The sequence below is a fragment of the Vibrio bathopelagicus genome, assembly GCF_014879975.1.
Taxonomy (GTDB): Bacteria; Pseudomonadota; Gammaproteobacteria; order Enterobacterales; family Vibrionaceae; genus Vibrio; species Vibrio bathopelagicus.
In genome coordinates this window covers 1,287,092-1,301,348 of record NZ_CP062501.1, presented here as the reverse complement: position 1 = coordinate 1,301,348, position 14,257 = coordinate 1,287,092, and the positions used below count along the sequence as shown (strand labels likewise).

The 14,257-nt window shown below is 40.3% G+C and carries 13 protein-coding genes and 2 pseudogenes; 8 read left to right on the top strand and 7 right to left on the bottom strand.

Annotation, left to right across the window (positions count from 1 at the left end):
* Nucleotides 1-125: 125 nt before the first annotated feature.
* Nucleotides 126-320 carry a helix-turn-helix transcriptional regulator gene (locus tag IHV80_RS21975; protein ID WP_108193384.1) on the top strand — a complete coding sequence of 65 codons (195 nt, stop codon included), beginning with the start codon at nucleotides 126-128 and terminating at the stop codon, nucleotides 318-320.
* A complete protein-coding gene (locus IHV80_RS21970) occupies nucleotides 313-555 on the top strand; it encodes a hypothetical protein (RefSeq protein ID WP_192890964.1) in 243 nt (80 codons plus the stop codon). Before IHV80_RS21975 ends, IHV80_RS21970 begins: the two co-directional genes overlap by 8 nt.
* A gap of 175 nt (nucleotides 556-730) precedes the next feature.
* On the opposite strand, the gene IHV80_RS21965 is transcribed toward IHV80_RS21970, so the two are convergent.
* The 3 genes from IHV80_RS21965 to IHV80_RS21955 form a co-directional block, all read right to left on the bottom strand.
* Nucleotides 731-1,822: an alkene reductase gene (locus IHV80_RS21965; protein WP_108214521.1), complete on the bottom strand. Its 1,092-nt coding sequence runs from the start codon at nucleotides 1,820-1,822 to the stop codon at nucleotides 731-733.
* 10 nt (nucleotides 1,823-1,832) lie between these two features.
* Nucleotides 1,833-2,462, bottom strand: coding sequence for a GrxB family glutaredoxin (locus IHV80_RS21960; RefSeq protein ID WP_192890963.1), 630 nt, complete (start codon nucleotides 2,460-2,462; stop codon nucleotides 1,833-1,835).
* 141 nt (nucleotides 2,463-2,603) lie between these two features.
* Nucleotides 2,604-3,272, bottom strand: a complete 669-nt coding sequence (locus IHV80_RS21955) for an SDR family oxidoreductase (protein WP_108214519.1) — start codon at nucleotides 3,270-3,272, stop codon at nucleotides 2,604-2,606.
* Between the two features lie 121 nt (nucleotides 3,273-3,393).
* Here IHV80_RS21955 and IHV80_RS21950 point away from each other — a divergent pair, with 121 nt between their 5' ends.
* Nucleotides 3,394-4,308: a LysR family transcriptional regulator gene (locus tag IHV80_RS21950; RefSeq protein WP_192890962.1), complete on the top strand. Its 915-nt coding sequence runs from the start codon at nucleotides 3,394-3,396 to the stop codon at nucleotides 4,306-4,308.
* A 962-nt stretch (nucleotides 4,309-5,270) separates the two neighbouring features.
* Here IHV80_RS21950 and IHV80_RS21945 read toward each other — a convergent pair.
* Nucleotides 5,271-6,002: pseudogene (locus tag IHV80_RS21945) on the bottom strand (reverse transcriptase N-terminal domain-containing protein); the annotation flags it as partial.
* 1,111 nt (nucleotides 6,003-7,113) lie between these two features.
* Here IHV80_RS21945 and IHV80_RS25375 point away from each other — a divergent pair.
* From IHV80_RS25375 to IHV80_RS25245, 4 genes are all read left to right on the top strand, one after another.
* Nucleotides 7,114-7,353: a RidA family protein gene (locus IHV80_RS25375; RefSeq protein WP_264158462.1), complete on the top strand. Its 240-nt coding sequence runs from the start codon at nucleotides 7,114-7,116 to the stop codon at nucleotides 7,351-7,353.
* Nucleotides 7,354-7,405: 52 nt separating this feature from the next.
* Nucleotides 7,406-7,606 (top strand): Atu1372/SO_1960 family protein, encoded by a 201-nt coding sequence (locus IHV80_RS25365; RefSeq protein WP_318842417.1) that lies wholly within the window; start codon nucleotides 7,406-7,408, stop codon nucleotides 7,604-7,606.
* 62 nt (nucleotides 7,607-7,668) lie between these two features.
* A complete protein-coding gene (locus IHV80_RS21935) occupies nucleotides 7,669-7,905 on the top strand; it encodes a hypothetical protein (RefSeq protein WP_192890960.1) in 237 nt (78 codons plus the stop codon).
* Nucleotides 7,906-7,925: 20 nt separating this feature from the next.
* Nucleotides 7,926-8,084 carry a hypothetical protein gene (locus IHV80_RS25245; protein WP_226088538.1) on the top strand — a complete coding sequence of 53 codons (159 nt, stop codon included), beginning with the start codon at nucleotides 7,926-7,928 and terminating at the stop codon, nucleotides 8,082-8,084.
* 1,211 nt (nucleotides 8,085-9,295) lie between these two features.
* On the opposite strand, the gene IHV80_RS25240 is transcribed toward IHV80_RS25245, so the two are convergent.
* The gene (locus IHV80_RS25240) at nucleotides 9,296-9,679 is read right to left on the bottom strand and encodes a TetR/AcrR family transcriptional regulator (protein WP_226088537.1); all 384 of its coding nucleotides are present in this window, start codon (nucleotides 9,677-9,679) and stop codon (nucleotides 9,296-9,298) included.
* 798 nt (nucleotides 9,680-10,477) lie between these two features.
* On the opposite strand from IHV80_RS25240, the pseudogene IHV80_RS21920 reads away from it, so the two are divergent.
* Nucleotides 10,478-11,196: pseudogene (locus IHV80_RS21920) on the top strand (IS5 family transposase).
* Nucleotides 11,197-11,518: 322 nt separating this feature from the next.
* On the opposite strand, the gene IHV80_RS21915 reads toward IHV80_RS21920, so the two are convergent.
* Both IHV80_RS21915 and IHV80_RS21910 read right to left on the bottom strand, forming a co-directional pair.
* Complete coding sequence (locus IHV80_RS21915) at nucleotides 11,519-12,448, bottom strand: glycine betaine ABC transporter substrate-binding protein (protein WP_192890959.1); 930 nt, start codon at nucleotides 12,446-12,448, stop codon at nucleotides 11,519-11,521.
* 113 nt (nucleotides 12,449-12,561) lie between these two features.
* Entirely contained in the window at nucleotides 12,562-14,214 is a 1,653-nt protein-coding gene (locus IHV80_RS21910) for an acetolactate synthase large subunit (protein ID WP_108214510.1), read from the bottom strand.
* Nucleotides 14,215-14,257 lie beyond the last annotated feature (43 nt).

Below are 14,257 nucleotides of genomic sequence, written 5' to 3'. Positions count from 1 at the left end.
TAGGTAATATGTGTTTGAGATTATTTTGAATCGAATAGAACTGAACCTCCTGGAATGGTTTCAGCCATCCTGAGAAAAAATACATGACTCACTTCTTTTATGAATGAAAACAAGAGGTGAATACCATGAACACAAAAAGATTGATTCGATTGAACGAAGTTATCAACGTAACTTCATTATCACGCTCGGCGATTTATAGAATGATGGAGGCTGATGAGTTTCCTAAAAGCGTCAGTATTGGAAAGCGAGCTGTGGCATGGGAAGAAAGTGCGGTCTGTCAATGGATTGATACTGTTTTAGCTGGAGGCGCTCATGATTAATCAAGAACGAGTGGATTTCATCCTAGGGGAAACGGCGTTGCACCATCACAATGAGTTTGAAAAAGTGCAGGTGAACCAGGAGTGGGGGCCGTTAATTCAAGACTCGCTTACAGCATTAAAACGCCATTATGAGCAATTGGTCGCATCGCCAGATGCTGTAGTCGTTGGTTATCGGTTTACCATCCGCTTCAATGACCCGAGCTACGAGTTTACCAATCCAAATGTTTATTTTTAATAACAACTGCATTGATTAATGGCAGATTGATTGCACTGTTTCCAATGCAATCGATCTTTCAAAAAATTAGAGCTTGCAAGCCTGACAACTATTTGTTGATACTGATTTAAGATTGAGCAAGGAGGCATGATGGAAATACTGCACTCCATTACTAGCTTAATTGTTTGCTAGAGTGTCAATTATGTACGGAATAATCGGTATACCCACGTTGATTGCCACCAAATAGTGTTGAGCCATCCAGTTCAGCCAGAGGTTGTTGATGCTTTAAGCGCGCTACTAAATCTGGGTTAGAAACGAATGGGCGTCCAAACGCTACTAAATCCGCATAACCTTTCTCAAGTACCTCATCAGCGCGGTCTTGGGTGTAACAGCCAGCGACGATAATCGTGTTGGTGAAGCATTCGCGCAGTTCGATACGGAAACTTTCTGGAATCACTGGTGCATCGTCCCAATCCGCTTCAGACAGGTGCAAGTACGCGATGTCACGAGCTTGAAGTTGTTTTGATGCTTCGATGATGGTTGGCACAATGTCTGGACAGTTCATGTCCTTGAAAGTGATGAAAGGTGCGAGTCGTACTCCCACTTTGTTGGCACCAATGGCTTTACTCACCGCATCGACGACTTCTAATAAAAAGCGAAGTCGGTTTTCGCGAGTACCGCCGTAGTTATCGGTTCTGTGGTTTGAATTGGTACGTAGGAACTGGTCAATCAGATAACCATTACCGCCGTGAATTTCGACGCCATCGAAGCCAGCTTCAATCGCACGTTTAGCGGCATGGGCAAAATCACTCACAACACGGTCAATATCGGCTTGAGTCATAGCTCGTGGCTCTACACAATCGACCATGTTGCCGTTGCCTTGTTCGTCGGCAATCCATACTTGGGTTTCTACTGGTTTTAGTGCTGATGGGGCAATAGGTTGTTCGCCTTTTTGGAATGTCGGGTGTGATACACGACCAACATGCCATAACTGACAAAACATGGCTGTGCCTTGCTCTTTTGCTGCTTGAGTGACGGCTTTCCAGCCTGTCACTTGTTTATCGGTGTAGACGCCTGGTGTGAACGAGTAACCCTGCGAATCGTCTGAAATCTGGGTGGCTTCAGAGATGATTAAGCCCGCGGTTGCACGCTGTTTGTAGTAAGTCGCCATCAGTTGGTTTGGAACATTACCCGGTTGGCTGGTGCGCGCACGGGTCATTGGTGCCATCACTACACGGTTTTGTAGCGACAGTTGTTTTAGCTGTGTTGGTTCAAACAGTTTGCTCATGATCGATTCCTTACTTAAGTAGTGGTACTTGGGTTTTGTTGCTTACAGATTCCATCCAATCTTTGACGGTGTTGTCCCATTGGATTTCCGCTGCACTGAAGAACCCTCGCAAAATCGAAAACAAGATTGCTTCGTTGACCAAAGTTACATGCTGGTAGGAATCGAAATTCAACACGCCTTTCGCACGTTCGATGAGCGATTCTACCTCTTTGCAAATGTTTGGTGTGTCTTGCAGGAGTGCATCAAAATTGAGTGTGTCAGTTTCCTTTTTCGCGCGCCAAGCTTGCTGCGCAGACGGAGTAGTAAACTCTGGCAAATCCATATTTGACCAACGTGGGTAACCCACTTTTTGCAATGGAAGGAACGCGATTTTTTGCCAATCTAACACTGATTGCGACGGTTGGTTTGTTTCACTAGAGTTTGTCAACTCAAGGAAGTAAGCGATGATATCTAGGCTTTCTGCAAGCACTTCACCGTTGTCTTTGATAAGAAGTGGTACTTGTTTGGTTCCAATCAGGTCTGTCATGGTTTTGTCGTCGTCATAAGCAATATTGATGACATCGATTTGGATATTCAGCATGCCAGCAACATAGCGGACGCGAGCACTAAATGGGCAATGTTCGTAAATGTAGAGTTTCATAGTGTTTTCCTAGTGATTAGTGTTGGGTAGCCCCGCTTTGTTCTGGATGTGTTGAATCAGGGCTGCCGGTATGGGGGACATTAGTTGTTGCAGCTGGAGCCATGCTGTTTTATTGCTCTGGCAGCTTGTTTTTATTTGTTGTTAACCAAGCAGTGCACCACCATCGACATCAATCACAGCGCCAGTCATGTAACTGTTTTCAATCAGAAGTCGATAAGCTTTCGCTACATCACTGGCTTCGCCAACTTTGCCCACTGGCAAGCTATTTTGCGTGCGTTTGTACATAGTATTTCTGTCGTCTTCACTCAGGCCTTGATATGCCTCGGTTTTGGTTAAACCCGGGCTCACCACATTCACTCGAATCGGAGCCAATTCTTTCGCTAGTACTTTCGTAGTTGCTTCAATGGCAGCGTTGATGGCGGTTTTTACGTAGGTGTTAGCGACAACTTTGCGCGATAACATACCGGAAGTGAGTGTGATTGAGCCGCCTTTCTTGATGTAGCGTGCTCCATGTTTCGCCGCGTTGATGGCGCCCCAAAATTTGGTATCGAAAGCATGTTTTGCTTGGGGAATATCCACGTCTACCACTTTGCCTGCTGGAGCATAAGAACCTGCAGTGACGATCAGATGGTCAAAAGCACCAATGGTTTCAAAGTATTGGTAAACCAATTGCTCCTCAGTGATGTCTAAGCCTGTCTTACGGCTTGCTACGTGGACAACCGCGTTTTCGCTTGCAAGTTGTTTACTAAGTTCTGCACCAATACCAGATGTACCGCCAAGTACGACATAAATTACTTGTTCTTTTTTCATGATTTATTCTCTCGTTTTTGTGTTAATGAAGTAAGTATATTGATTGGAAGAAATTTGATAATTAGGTAATATCTGAATTGACTATTTAGCTTATTCGTATAACTAAGCTTGGGGAGATAGTATGGACAAGTTTTCAGATATGACGCTGTTTGTCAGCATTGTGAAGAACCAAGGGCTAGCAGCGGCTGGCAGAGAATTAGGCTTATCGCCAGCAACGGTGACTGGTAGGTTACAGTTGCTGGAAGATCGTTATGGGGTAAAATTGCTTCATAGAAGTACAAGACATATTTCATTGACGGACTCCGGTGCTATGTACCATCAGGCATGTCTGGAAATCATCGACTGTGTCCAAGAGACGGAAAACTTACTCCAAACGAGAACCAAAGAAGTGCGAGGAGCACTAAAAATCTCCGCTCCTCGCGATATCGGTAAGCAATACATTTCGCCAATACTTTCGGAGTTTAGTCAGCTCTATCCCGATGTAATCCCTTATCTGTATTTGAATGACAACTTATCCAACTTGGCAGAGACCGGTTTGGATATTGTTATCCGATACGGGGAATTGGCAGATAGTAATCTTATCTCTCGTAAACTGGCGTCCAGTCGTCGAGTACTTTGTGCTTCTCCTCAATACTTGATGAAGAAAGGCACACCCATCTCACCCCAAGATTTGGCTCAGCACGATTGCTTAGCCATGGTTCGTAGTAATGAAGAGCTAAAAACATGGCACTTCCAAGATGAAATACAGCACAATGTCATCACTGTCGTGCCAAAGCGATTTTCTGATGATGGCGAAGTGATTCGTCAATGGGCGTTAGATGGAGCAGGTATAGCGTTGAAATCAATTCTGGATGTGCAAGAAGACATTAAACAACAGCGTTTGGTGACGCTCCTCAATGGTTATATGAAAAACTTTAGCGCATCGACCTCTTCAGCAGGTGCAGATTTGAATGTGATTTACCTTAGCCGTAAGTATCAGCCTAAGCGACTTCGTTTGTTTTTAGAGTTTTTGATTGAGCATTTTGAGGTAATTTAAGATGTGGTATGTTCCAGCCAGACAGAACATTTCATTAAGTGCCACTTTGTTTTACAAAGTTAACTAGGCATAGATAGCTTCCACCTTCATGGAGTGGAAGAAACGCTCTAAAAAAGTATTATCCCAACGAATTCTAATTCTATATATATTTTTCCTTAGATCATTAATAGTTAAAATCTCTCAATCGTTGTTAGAGCAATGCTGGTTACCATGGCGCTATCAGCAGTGACTTCGTCTGGAAAGCCATGACGGAATAGGGGGCATTGAAATAATATCGTAAACCAACCTAGCGGTCAGTTGTGTATCTATTGAATAGTCATTTACTTACCGTGAGTACTAGTCAATGAACACATTTAGGTACGGCTAATATATGAGATCTCGCGTCCATAACTTATCTGGAGAGTATCAATTAAACCTTACGTTAATAGGTTCGGAGCAATTGGCGATCTATGCTTGCTGTCCGTTGTACATTTAAACTTACGTGTTAGTTTCGCTACTAAAGTTCTTACGATTGATGCTCTGCCCATTGTAGCTATCAGTATTTTCTTCCTTCTCACCTGAAGATGTCGGCATCATCCCTACTTTTGCTGTGCTCGCATACCTGTTTAACTTTGCTGTCTAACGCTTAACGGACTTGCACACGGTACTTCTTGTGGCAATTTCTTATTCACTAACAGAATCTACTCGCGATAAACCTTAGACCTTTAGTCAAATGAGAGCACGGTCGTCCCGCCTAAGTTTGAGCACAAATTCGTAACAATCTATTTCAGATTCCTCACAAAGTAGGTGGTGACTTTAAGCCATCCATAAATTTCGGATTCATGGACAGATAGCTGTCTCGTGGCAGCGGCACGCTTATTTTAGCTTCTACTTTGAATTCTGGAGAGTCGATAACGCATATCTTTTTGTTTGTCATGGGTCTGCTCGTTATTAGTCTTTCTTACCTAAGATGACCATAGAGCCGTCATTAACATCAAGGTAGGAGATATAATACCACCTTGTGGTGTGCCCTCATCGGTACGGTAGAACAGACCTTTGTCCATAAAGCCAGACTTTAACCATTGTTCCAACATGCGCTTATCTACTGCGATGTTATCAAGAAGCCATTGGTGGCCGATCTTGTCGAAACAGGCTTTGATGTCCCCTTCGAGTACCCATTGAGCTGATTTCTTTAGTGCCAAACATTTAAAGCACTGATCGACAGCGTCAGCCGTGCTGCGGTTTGGCCTAAATCCATAGCTGTTTGGATCGGCAAGGGTTTCTGACACTGGCTCCAGTGCAAGAAGGTGGAGCGCTTGTTGCGCTCGGTCTATCATACATGGGATACCTAGCGGTCTAAGTTTGCCATTCTTTTTGGGGATATAAATACGCTTGAGCGGTTTGGCACTGTATGCCTTTCTGCTCAATTGATTAACAGCTTTCATACGGCGTGCATCTGTGTTCCAGATGACACCATCTATTCCAGGCGTTTTGCAGCCTTTATTTTGAGATACTCGCTTAACCGCAAGAAGCTTGGCTGAGCGAGAATGAGTTAAGAGCCACTGTAAGGACTTCACCTTACCGTGTTTCTTCTCTCTAGTTGCTTTTGCGATACGCATTTGAAGCTTTAATACAAGCGCTTCAACGGATATCCAGTCGATTGACTGCCATTGAAGACTGTCAGGAGAGGCACTAATCTCTTTTGAAATCATCATTTGCGTTTCCCCTTGAATAAAGTTCTTAAAATTCTCTCGCAATGGGAGACCAGTCGGAAGTAGGCTCACTTTCGTGACCAGACATAAGTCTGTATCTGCATCGTTACAATACAGCTTTCGCTTTTTCCGACCTCCTTTACCTGCATCACTATCGGCCACAAAGGCTTTCCCATAGGGAGTGATACAGGCTTACCCTGTTCCGTATGTTACGTAAATGTCAGGTTAGATGCCCACTCTAGTGCGGGGAGCGTGTCGATCACGAAAGAGCATTGCCCAATCCCTTTCCAACCCCCATTGCCTTTTTGGCTACAGCGCAATAACCACTTCCGCTGCTTCGTCATATAACGCACCTTAGATGGATTTACTTACGTTCATCATACTGACTACCTAGCACTCACCCGATTTGTGTGGTTATCAGGAGGATCGTCCTCTCACGATTCGAATCCCGAGCAATTTAGATTGCTCTTCGTTACATTGTCTGAGCCGCTGCTTTATTCAGGCCCATAGGTTCATCTGGTGATACAGATGGTCCACTCATAAAGCGGTGAACAACGCTTCATACGACTTCAGGTCGCACAGGCAATTATGACGTTAGTGTATTTATGGCTCCTTCATCTGATTTCCACACCAGGCACTGATGTATTTACATTTCATTTATCCGCGACTTTCATCAAAAATATTATTGAAATCGATAATTTGAAGCATTTCGATTGGGTTGAGTGTTCCTCGTTAACCTGTTTGACATTATATTCTTCACCGAGCCATGTTGGCAGAGCTTCATACTAATACGCATCTTGTCAGATAATTGTTATGTCAGTTTGTCTGGGGTAAAGAAGTCAGATGCCATCTCATCAAGGCCAAACGTAGTCAATAATAACTGGTGAACAATTAAGTGGTAATCCTTCCGTTACCCCTCACGTTAAATTTGCACAGAGACACAGAGAACTGGTTAATGAATTCTTACATTCAAAGCAAAAACAAAGTCTTAATGACCATTATTACTTAGTTAAGTTTATAAATTACGAGTTTCAATATGAAAATCTGTTGACTTATTAATTCAGCATGGCTATTTTGTTAATTGATTGTTTATCAAATGATAAAAAGGTGATATATGTTACTTGATTCCGTTAAAACAAATCCGGAAGCACAGTTATTGATGCTAGGGATAGAGCTGCCTGCAGCACCAGAAGCTGTATCCAATTACGAGCCTATAGTACAAACTGGCAATATTGTAATGACATCCGGTCAACTTCCGTGGGTTGATGGCAAGCTGAAATATGAAGGTCAATTAGGCAAAGGGGAGAGCTTACTGACGATGAAGGTTATCAAGCATGTCGATTATCTGCATTGAATGCTGTTGCGCAATTGAAAAAACACCTTGGTGACTTGAACCGAGTTAAAAAATTATAAGAGTTGAAGGCGTTTTAAACGTTAATCCAACATCTCGCTGGAAGGAGCAACCGAAAGTATTAGATGGAGCTTCGGACCTAATTAATAATATTTTTGGAGAGCGCGGACGCCATTCTAGAATGATTAATAGCAACTCAGCTATGCCACTAGATTGTGCTTGCTTGATTTATATATATGCGGAAGTAGACGAATAAGAAACTAATATAACCTTGGGATCATCAAAGCCCAAGGTTCATTTAAATGGAGAAAAATGACAATGTCAAAATCTGAAACTATAACTGAAAAAATAAAATTAAGAATATTTTTGATTAGTGTTTTAGCGATCTTTACGTCTGGGCTCAGTTTTGGCCTGCGTGGTGCAATTGCTGGGGACGTTCAAGCGCTATTTCTTGATCCAATAGATGCTGCTAACTCTGCAACAATGATAGGACAAATTCTCGGAGTGGCGTTCTTAGGTTTTTCATTTACTTTGTTTTTGGAAGTCCGCTGGTAAATGTTATTGGGATCGGGAGAATGTTGCAACTAGCCGGCGCGAGTTTTGTTGCCGGGACTCTGATTACTATATTGGGCCCAGGGTTAGTAGAAGGTGATGATATATATTGGGCGCTTTGGATAGGCATGGGATTAACTGGTGTGGGGTGGGGTTTACTGAGTCGGCAGTTAACCCTTTAACCACTGCTATTTATCCCAAAAATAAAACTAGTAGGCTTAATATATTACATGCTTGGTGGCCTGCTGGTATCGTTGTCGGAGGGTAGGAAGCCTTGGGCTTAATGCGATTGAACTCGGGTGGCAAGTCCAGTTTGGAATAATACTCATACCGACATTTTTGTTCTTATTTTTAATCATAGGTGTCAAATTTCCAAATACAGAGCGCGTAGAGTCGGGAGTGAAATTTACAGATATGCTGACCGAAATAATCCGGAAACCGTCTTTTGTTATTTGGTTTTTGCAATGTTTCTTACTGCTGCGACAGAACTTGCACCAGGTCAATGGGTTGATATTACTCTTAGTCATACTATCGGAATTCCTGGGATAGTAATCCTAATTTATATATCAAGTTTGATGTTTTTATGCGTCATAGTGCAGGGTTTTTATCAAAATTTATGTCTAATACCGGTTTGTTATTGGCGTCTTGTATATTATCTGCGATTGGACTTTATTTACTAAGTAAATCTGTGGATCCGTACAGTGCAATAATAGCATCAACAATTTGGGGAGTTGGTGTTTGTTTTTATGGCCTACTATGCTTGCTACTACATCTGAGCGCTTTCCCGCGGCGGTGAATTCTTTTTGGGCTTAATGGGGTCTGCGGGTTCTCTATCTATTTATTTTGTTCTTCCAATGATGGGAAGTGTGTTTGATAAAGCAAAATTGACGACTGCCGGAGGAAGTGATGCTTTGATGCTCTTGAAGGTGCTGAACTTGAAAGTGTATTGGCTGAAGCTGCGCAAATTTCTTTTCAATCTGCAGTCATATTTCCAGTTATACTAGCGTTTGTGTTTAGCGTTGTTATATTCTATGAATACAGAAAAAAACACGCCAAGACTGCTGAATGTTTTGATAATAATCGAAATGGATAATTAATCTTTGTTATTATTGTCTAATAAAGCATGGTATCCATAAAGAAAATGCTTTACTCGTGCTCTTATAATATTATTAATATCTTCAGGTAGTTGCATAAGATGAATCCAGCGTCGTATACCCATATAGAAGAAACTTGAATGGAATCCCCAAATTATTTCAATATCAATTTCTGAAGGGGCTGGATCTAACCCATGCGCTACCCTAATTTCGCGTAAGATAGGAAAAATATTTTTCTTTTAAAAGTTGAGTATAGTTTTTGTTGAACTCTGGATTACTCAATGCAGTAAAATGAATAGTCAGACCCAATCATTTCGTAAAATAGCCGAAGTGTATTCTTCTATGTAGTTGACCAACCTTTCTTCTATAGGCTGTTTGTGGTCAGATAGTGAAATTTCCCATTGAGGGTTCCAGCGAGAAACAAACACTTCATGATGAACTCGTTCAATCAATGCATCCTTACTACCAAAATATCGGTATATCAGCGGTTGGGTAACACCTATATTTTTAGCTAATTCACGTGTAGTGACGCTAAACCCATTTTGAGCAAAACATTCGATTGCTCGTTTGATAATGTAAGTCTCGCGTTCTGTCGCAGTCATGTATTTCGTAATAACTTTTTCCGACTTTTGGAGCATGTTGTTTGAATCTTGGGCTTGAATGAGTGCTGTTTTCTTTGTCATACCTATCTACTCTGGTTTGTTCTGATGACGATAATTTATGAATCTAATGATACTTGCCGTTAATGAAAATAGTTTCATTATGGAGTGTGACGTGATCACATGTGCGACAATAACAAAAAAGATTGAATTGAGAATAGATTCTAGATTCTTGGTATGCGCACCTACTCTCATAACAGACATTTTCATAGTGAATAGAACTAGGCTTCAATATAGGATTAGCTCTTGTGAGGTACACACTCTATTCACTTATGTTCAAATTGTTGAGTTAAAGATCAAAAATAATCATTCTCAAACGTCAAACATGGGTTGGCATTCCATCGATTAAAGTATTCACAGTTAAAAGCCTGTGAGCCTAGTTACTTTGTGAACTGTTTAAAGTGGAGGTTATCGTTTAATTTGATGCATACACAATTTTCTTGAAAATAGATTATAAATTAATAACAAGAAGGGGCGAAAAATATACTCTCTATCTCAGATATATTATTCTGAAATTTATTTTAGGATTGAAATTCGATCATATTGAATTTTAATTGACATTACAAGTGTTATCTTGATGGCTGATTTTTAGCAAATTCAAAGAGGATAATAAACGTGAGTGCGCACAGTCGAGGTTCAATTAGTTTGGACACCGAAGTATCGTTTCAGGATTTTGAAGAACAACGCAGATAAAGAGCTTTATCTGCGCATAAACGGTTGATTGAGGTATTGAAAGACAAAGTGGCCTTGTTACGTAATTCAATGGAACTAAGTCAAGAATCTACTATCTGTTCAGCTATATTCACTACCTCTCGTAGCCTTATGCCTAAACCTCTCTACAAAACAACCAGCTGGAAGCAATACAACCAATCACTCATTAACCTTAGCTCTCTGACTTTTGGGATCGATGAAGATGCGCGTGTTTTCTATGCCACTGAGAGCGTTGTAAGGATTTGTCAACTCGATATTTACACTTGCATCAGTCGTAGAGCTAAGCAAGTTAAGGTCTCATTTAAAACAAAACGAGAGTAGCGATACAGCACTTAGCCATTGATGCAACTGGCCTTAAGGTTTATGGCGAAGGTGAAAATACGGGACGGATGGCAAGTGTGGGGTCTGGCGAAAGCTGCATATTGCTGTCGATACAAGCACTCATGAGATTATTGCAGCTGAGTTAAGTTTATCGACGGTTACAGATGGAGAAGTACTCCCGAACTTACTGAACCAAACACGCCGAAGTATCCTTGAGGTGTCTGGTGATGGCGCTTACGATACGAGAGCGTGTCACGCTGCGATCAGCGCTTATTCCTTCAAGAGAAGGAATAGCCTTATGGGAACGTGACCTCCCACGAAATAGCGCCTGGGTTACAGCTCAAATAAGTATTAGAAAGAGCGGTATGGGTAGCAAAAACGTTCACTCTCAGAAATAGATGTATCGAGTTAAACAATTGCTAGGAGAGCAACTGAACTTAAGAAATGGGGTGACTTACGCGATGATAACAGAGTTGAACAAGCTGCCTGAAACTTGTCGTATTGACTAAGGAACACACGAAACGGGGGCTCAATATCTAAATTTATAAAGGGTTTATTTTTAGATACTCATATAAAGTTATTTTCGTTAGACGGATAACTAAGAGCATTTGTGAAATAAAAAGTTCAGACTGCTAGATTTTATATTTAAAATTGATCTAACACTTTAGTGAAATGACTTGATTTTATATCGAATAAAATAAATTGAAGTGAGAATTGATTGAAATTAATGGAAAATAGTTAAGTGTTATTTGTCGATGTTAATTTTGATGATATTTAAAATACCCATCCTTTATCATTGGAAAAGATGGGGAAATAAAAAGTCAACTTTAATCACTCTAAAGGTTCTAACCACTTAGCTAAGTACGTAGTGTTTTCTTGCAGCCATTTTTTTGCTGCTTCATCTTCTGTCAAACCAAGTCGATTGACACTATAGTCGATTTCTGAAATAATATCATTTGTTAAGTTAGTATTATCTAATACGGATATCTCTTGTCGTGAAAAATGAAGGTAAAGACTATCTTCTCTTGCAAGTAACACTGCTCGATCCTTACCACCAAGTAGTTTTTTGGGATCTTTTAATTCTCGAATTCTATATTTATAATGTAAGAACTGTGGGTGCCATAAAGGGACTATTATCCAGTCTTCTACTGAAACAGCTTCTTCAAATGCTGAAATGCAATCGACTTGCGTACCAGTTTTAAATTGATATCCATAAGGACTTAGATTGTACTCTGTCATGATATTTTTAGAAAATCGTGTAATCCCCGCACCTTCTCCAATCCCTTGAATAATTGGTCGCATTTTAGCAATTACTTGTGGTTTTGTTAGGTCTTCTATACTTTCTATCTCATTAATTGGAACATAATCAGGCACACCCCAGAAGGCATAAGGTTCATAGTGTAAACCTAACTCACGAGTGGCAATTTTTTCTTCGACGCGTGATTTATAAATACCATGGCTATGTGGTAACCAAGCAGAGCTTACAAAGTCAACATCTCCGTTCTTTAAACGATTAAAGTTTTCTTCATGTAAGTCATAAGATCTAACTACTTGTTTGCCCAATACATTCATGACATGTGCTACAATAGCAGCTGTTACTCGATGGAAACTTAAATTAGTCACACCCAAGTTTATAATTGGGTTGCTTTTTTTTAATGGGTCAATTTTATCATTAGATTGAGCGTAAGATATTGAGGAGCTAGTTATTGCTGTGGCGGCTATGTATTTTAAGATATCTCTACGTGATTTTTCATTGTTCATAATATTTCTCAGTATTCATTAAGAATTAATAAGGTTTCTAAGGAGTAAATTTGTGTCCACTATCAAAGTTTAATAAATAACCCTAAATGTTTTTGTTTTACAATTGATTTTAGTTAAATATTACATCTTATTTCACCAAGACGTTCCGTTAACAGTTTATTCTCTCGATAGTCAATAGGTATAACGATTAGACTAGGGCCATCATATTTATTCGATTCTTCCAAGGCTCCCGCTAGCTTCGTGCTTTCATCAACAAATTGATATTGCCAACTAAATGCTTCAGCCAATTTTTTCCAATCCGGGTTATTAAATGATAGGTCAGTATGCCTCCCATGTTCAGCCCATTGTTTCCAAGCAATTAGTCCATATTCGCAATCTTCCCATACCATAATAGTTATATTACTATTTAAACGTCTAGCGGTTTCCATCTCTTGTACATTCATAAGGAAACCTCCATCACCCACTATGGCAAGGATGTTGCGTTGAGGTTCAACGATACTTGCAGCTATTGCACCTGGTAAAGCAAAGCCCATTGAACAAAAACCATTTGGAATCAGACAACCATTTGGGATTTCGCAATGATAGTGTCTCGCAACCCACATTTTGTGTGCTCCAACATCTGAAAGTACCAGGCCATTTTCCCCAAATATTTTTTGAACCTCATATAATACTTTTTGAGGTTTAATCAAACCAATATCAACTGCATTGTTATGTTCATTTAATTCTTTTTTAATCGCTTCTCTTATAACATCTCGCTTTTCAGACTCAAAATAAAAATTACTTTTTCCAATTTTTTCATCTAGTAGGGTTAATGTATCTGCTAAATCACCAATTAGTTCTATTTCTGGGTGGTAGTGCTGGTCAATTTCTGCTGGAATAAAATCGATATGGATAATGTCTTTATTACCTTTAGAATTCCATAGGCTAGGTTGATATTCGACCATATCTATTCCAATACAAATAACCAAATCAGATGAATCAATAGCACAAGACCCGATATCAGTTACCCCTAATCCTATAGTATATAATGATTCTGGTTGATCTGGCTTTAATACTCCTTTTGCCATGAAAGTGTTGAGCACACCAATGCCGGTATTTTTAACTAAGGACCTAAATGGCTCTGTAGTACGTTTACGCACGCAGCCATTGCCTGCAATAATAACTGGGAATTTGGCTTTTTTTATACGCATTACTGCATCGTCAATGATGTGTTCCGCGGGAATTGAACGACGAAATCTACGTATACTCATTGGAACGGATGTTGTTTTACATTTAGCTATGTCTTCAGGAAGTTCAATTAGTACAGCTCCTGGCTTTTCACTACGAGCAACACGAACCGATTTTCTAACTATTTCAGGAATTGTATCTGCGTTAACAATACTAGTTGCCCATTTAGTAACTGGTTCGAACATTTTTATCACATCCATAATTTGGTGGGATTCTTTGTGAAGTCGATGAGTACTTCCTTGTCCGGTTAATACAATCATAGGCGAACGATCCATATTTGCATCGGCAACTCCAGTAATGAGGTTGGTAGCACCTGGACCTAGAGTCCCAATACAAACTGCTGGTGTACCTTTCAATCTCCCATAAACTTCGGCCATAAAAGCTGCGCCTTGCTCATGTCGAGTTAATATAAATTTTATTTTATCTGACTTTTCTAAGCTCATCATAAAGTCAGCATTTTCTTCCCCTGGAACACCGAAGATATATTCAATACCTTCATTTTCTAAACATTTTACAAGTAGATCTGATGCTTTCATCATAACCTAGTTCTCCTAAACTTCTAAGTGATAGTCAGTGTTTCTA

Excerpts from the sequence above, each read along its gene's own strand:
- IHV80_RS25240 (WP_226088537.1), bottom strand. The coding sequence starts at position 9,679 with ATGACAAAGAAAACAGCACTCATTCAAGCCCAAGATTCAAACAACATG.
- IHV80_RS21975 (WP_108193384.1), top strand. The coding sequence starts at position 126 with ATGAACACAAAAAGATTGATTCGATTGAACGAAGTTATCAACGTAACT.
- IHV80_RS21955 (WP_108214519.1), bottom strand. The coding sequence starts at position 3,272 with ATGAAAAAAGAACAAGTAATTTATGTCGTACTTGGCGGTACATCTGGT.
- IHV80_RS21960 (WP_192890963.1), bottom strand. The coding sequence starts at position 2,462 with ATGAAACTCTACATTTACGAACATTGCCCATTTAGTGCTCGCGTCCGC.
- IHV80_RS21970 (WP_192890964.1), top strand. The coding sequence starts at position 313 with ATGATTAATCAAGAACGAGTGGATTTCATCCTAGGGGAAACGGCGTTG.
- IHV80_RS21915 (WP_192890959.1), bottom strand. The coding sequence starts at position 12,448 with ATGAACAATGAAAAATCACGTAGAGATATCTTAAAATACATAGCCGCC.
- IHV80_RS25245 (WP_226088538.1), top strand. The coding sequence starts at position 7,926 with ATGTTGCAACTAGCCGGCGCGAGTTTTGTTGCCGGGACTCTGATTACT.
- IHV80_RS25375 (WP_264158462.1), top strand. The coding sequence starts at position 7,114 with ATGTTACTTGATTCCGTTAAAACAAATCCGGAAGCACAGTTATTGATG.
- IHV80_RS21935 (WP_192890960.1), top strand. The coding sequence starts at position 7,669 with ATGTCAAAATCTGAAACTATAACTGAAAAAATAAAATTAAGAATATTT.
- IHV80_RS21965 (WP_108214521.1), bottom strand. The coding sequence starts at position 1,822 with ATGAGCAAACTGTTTGAACCAACACAGCTAAAACAACTGTCGCTACAA.
- IHV80_RS21910 (WP_108214510.1), bottom strand. The coding sequence starts at position 14,214 with ATGATGAAAGCATCAGATCTACTTGTAAAATGTTTAGAAAATGAAGGT.
- IHV80_RS21950 (WP_192890962.1), top strand. The coding sequence starts at position 3,394 with ATGGACAAGTTTTCAGATATGACGCTGTTTGTCAGCATTGTGAAGAAC.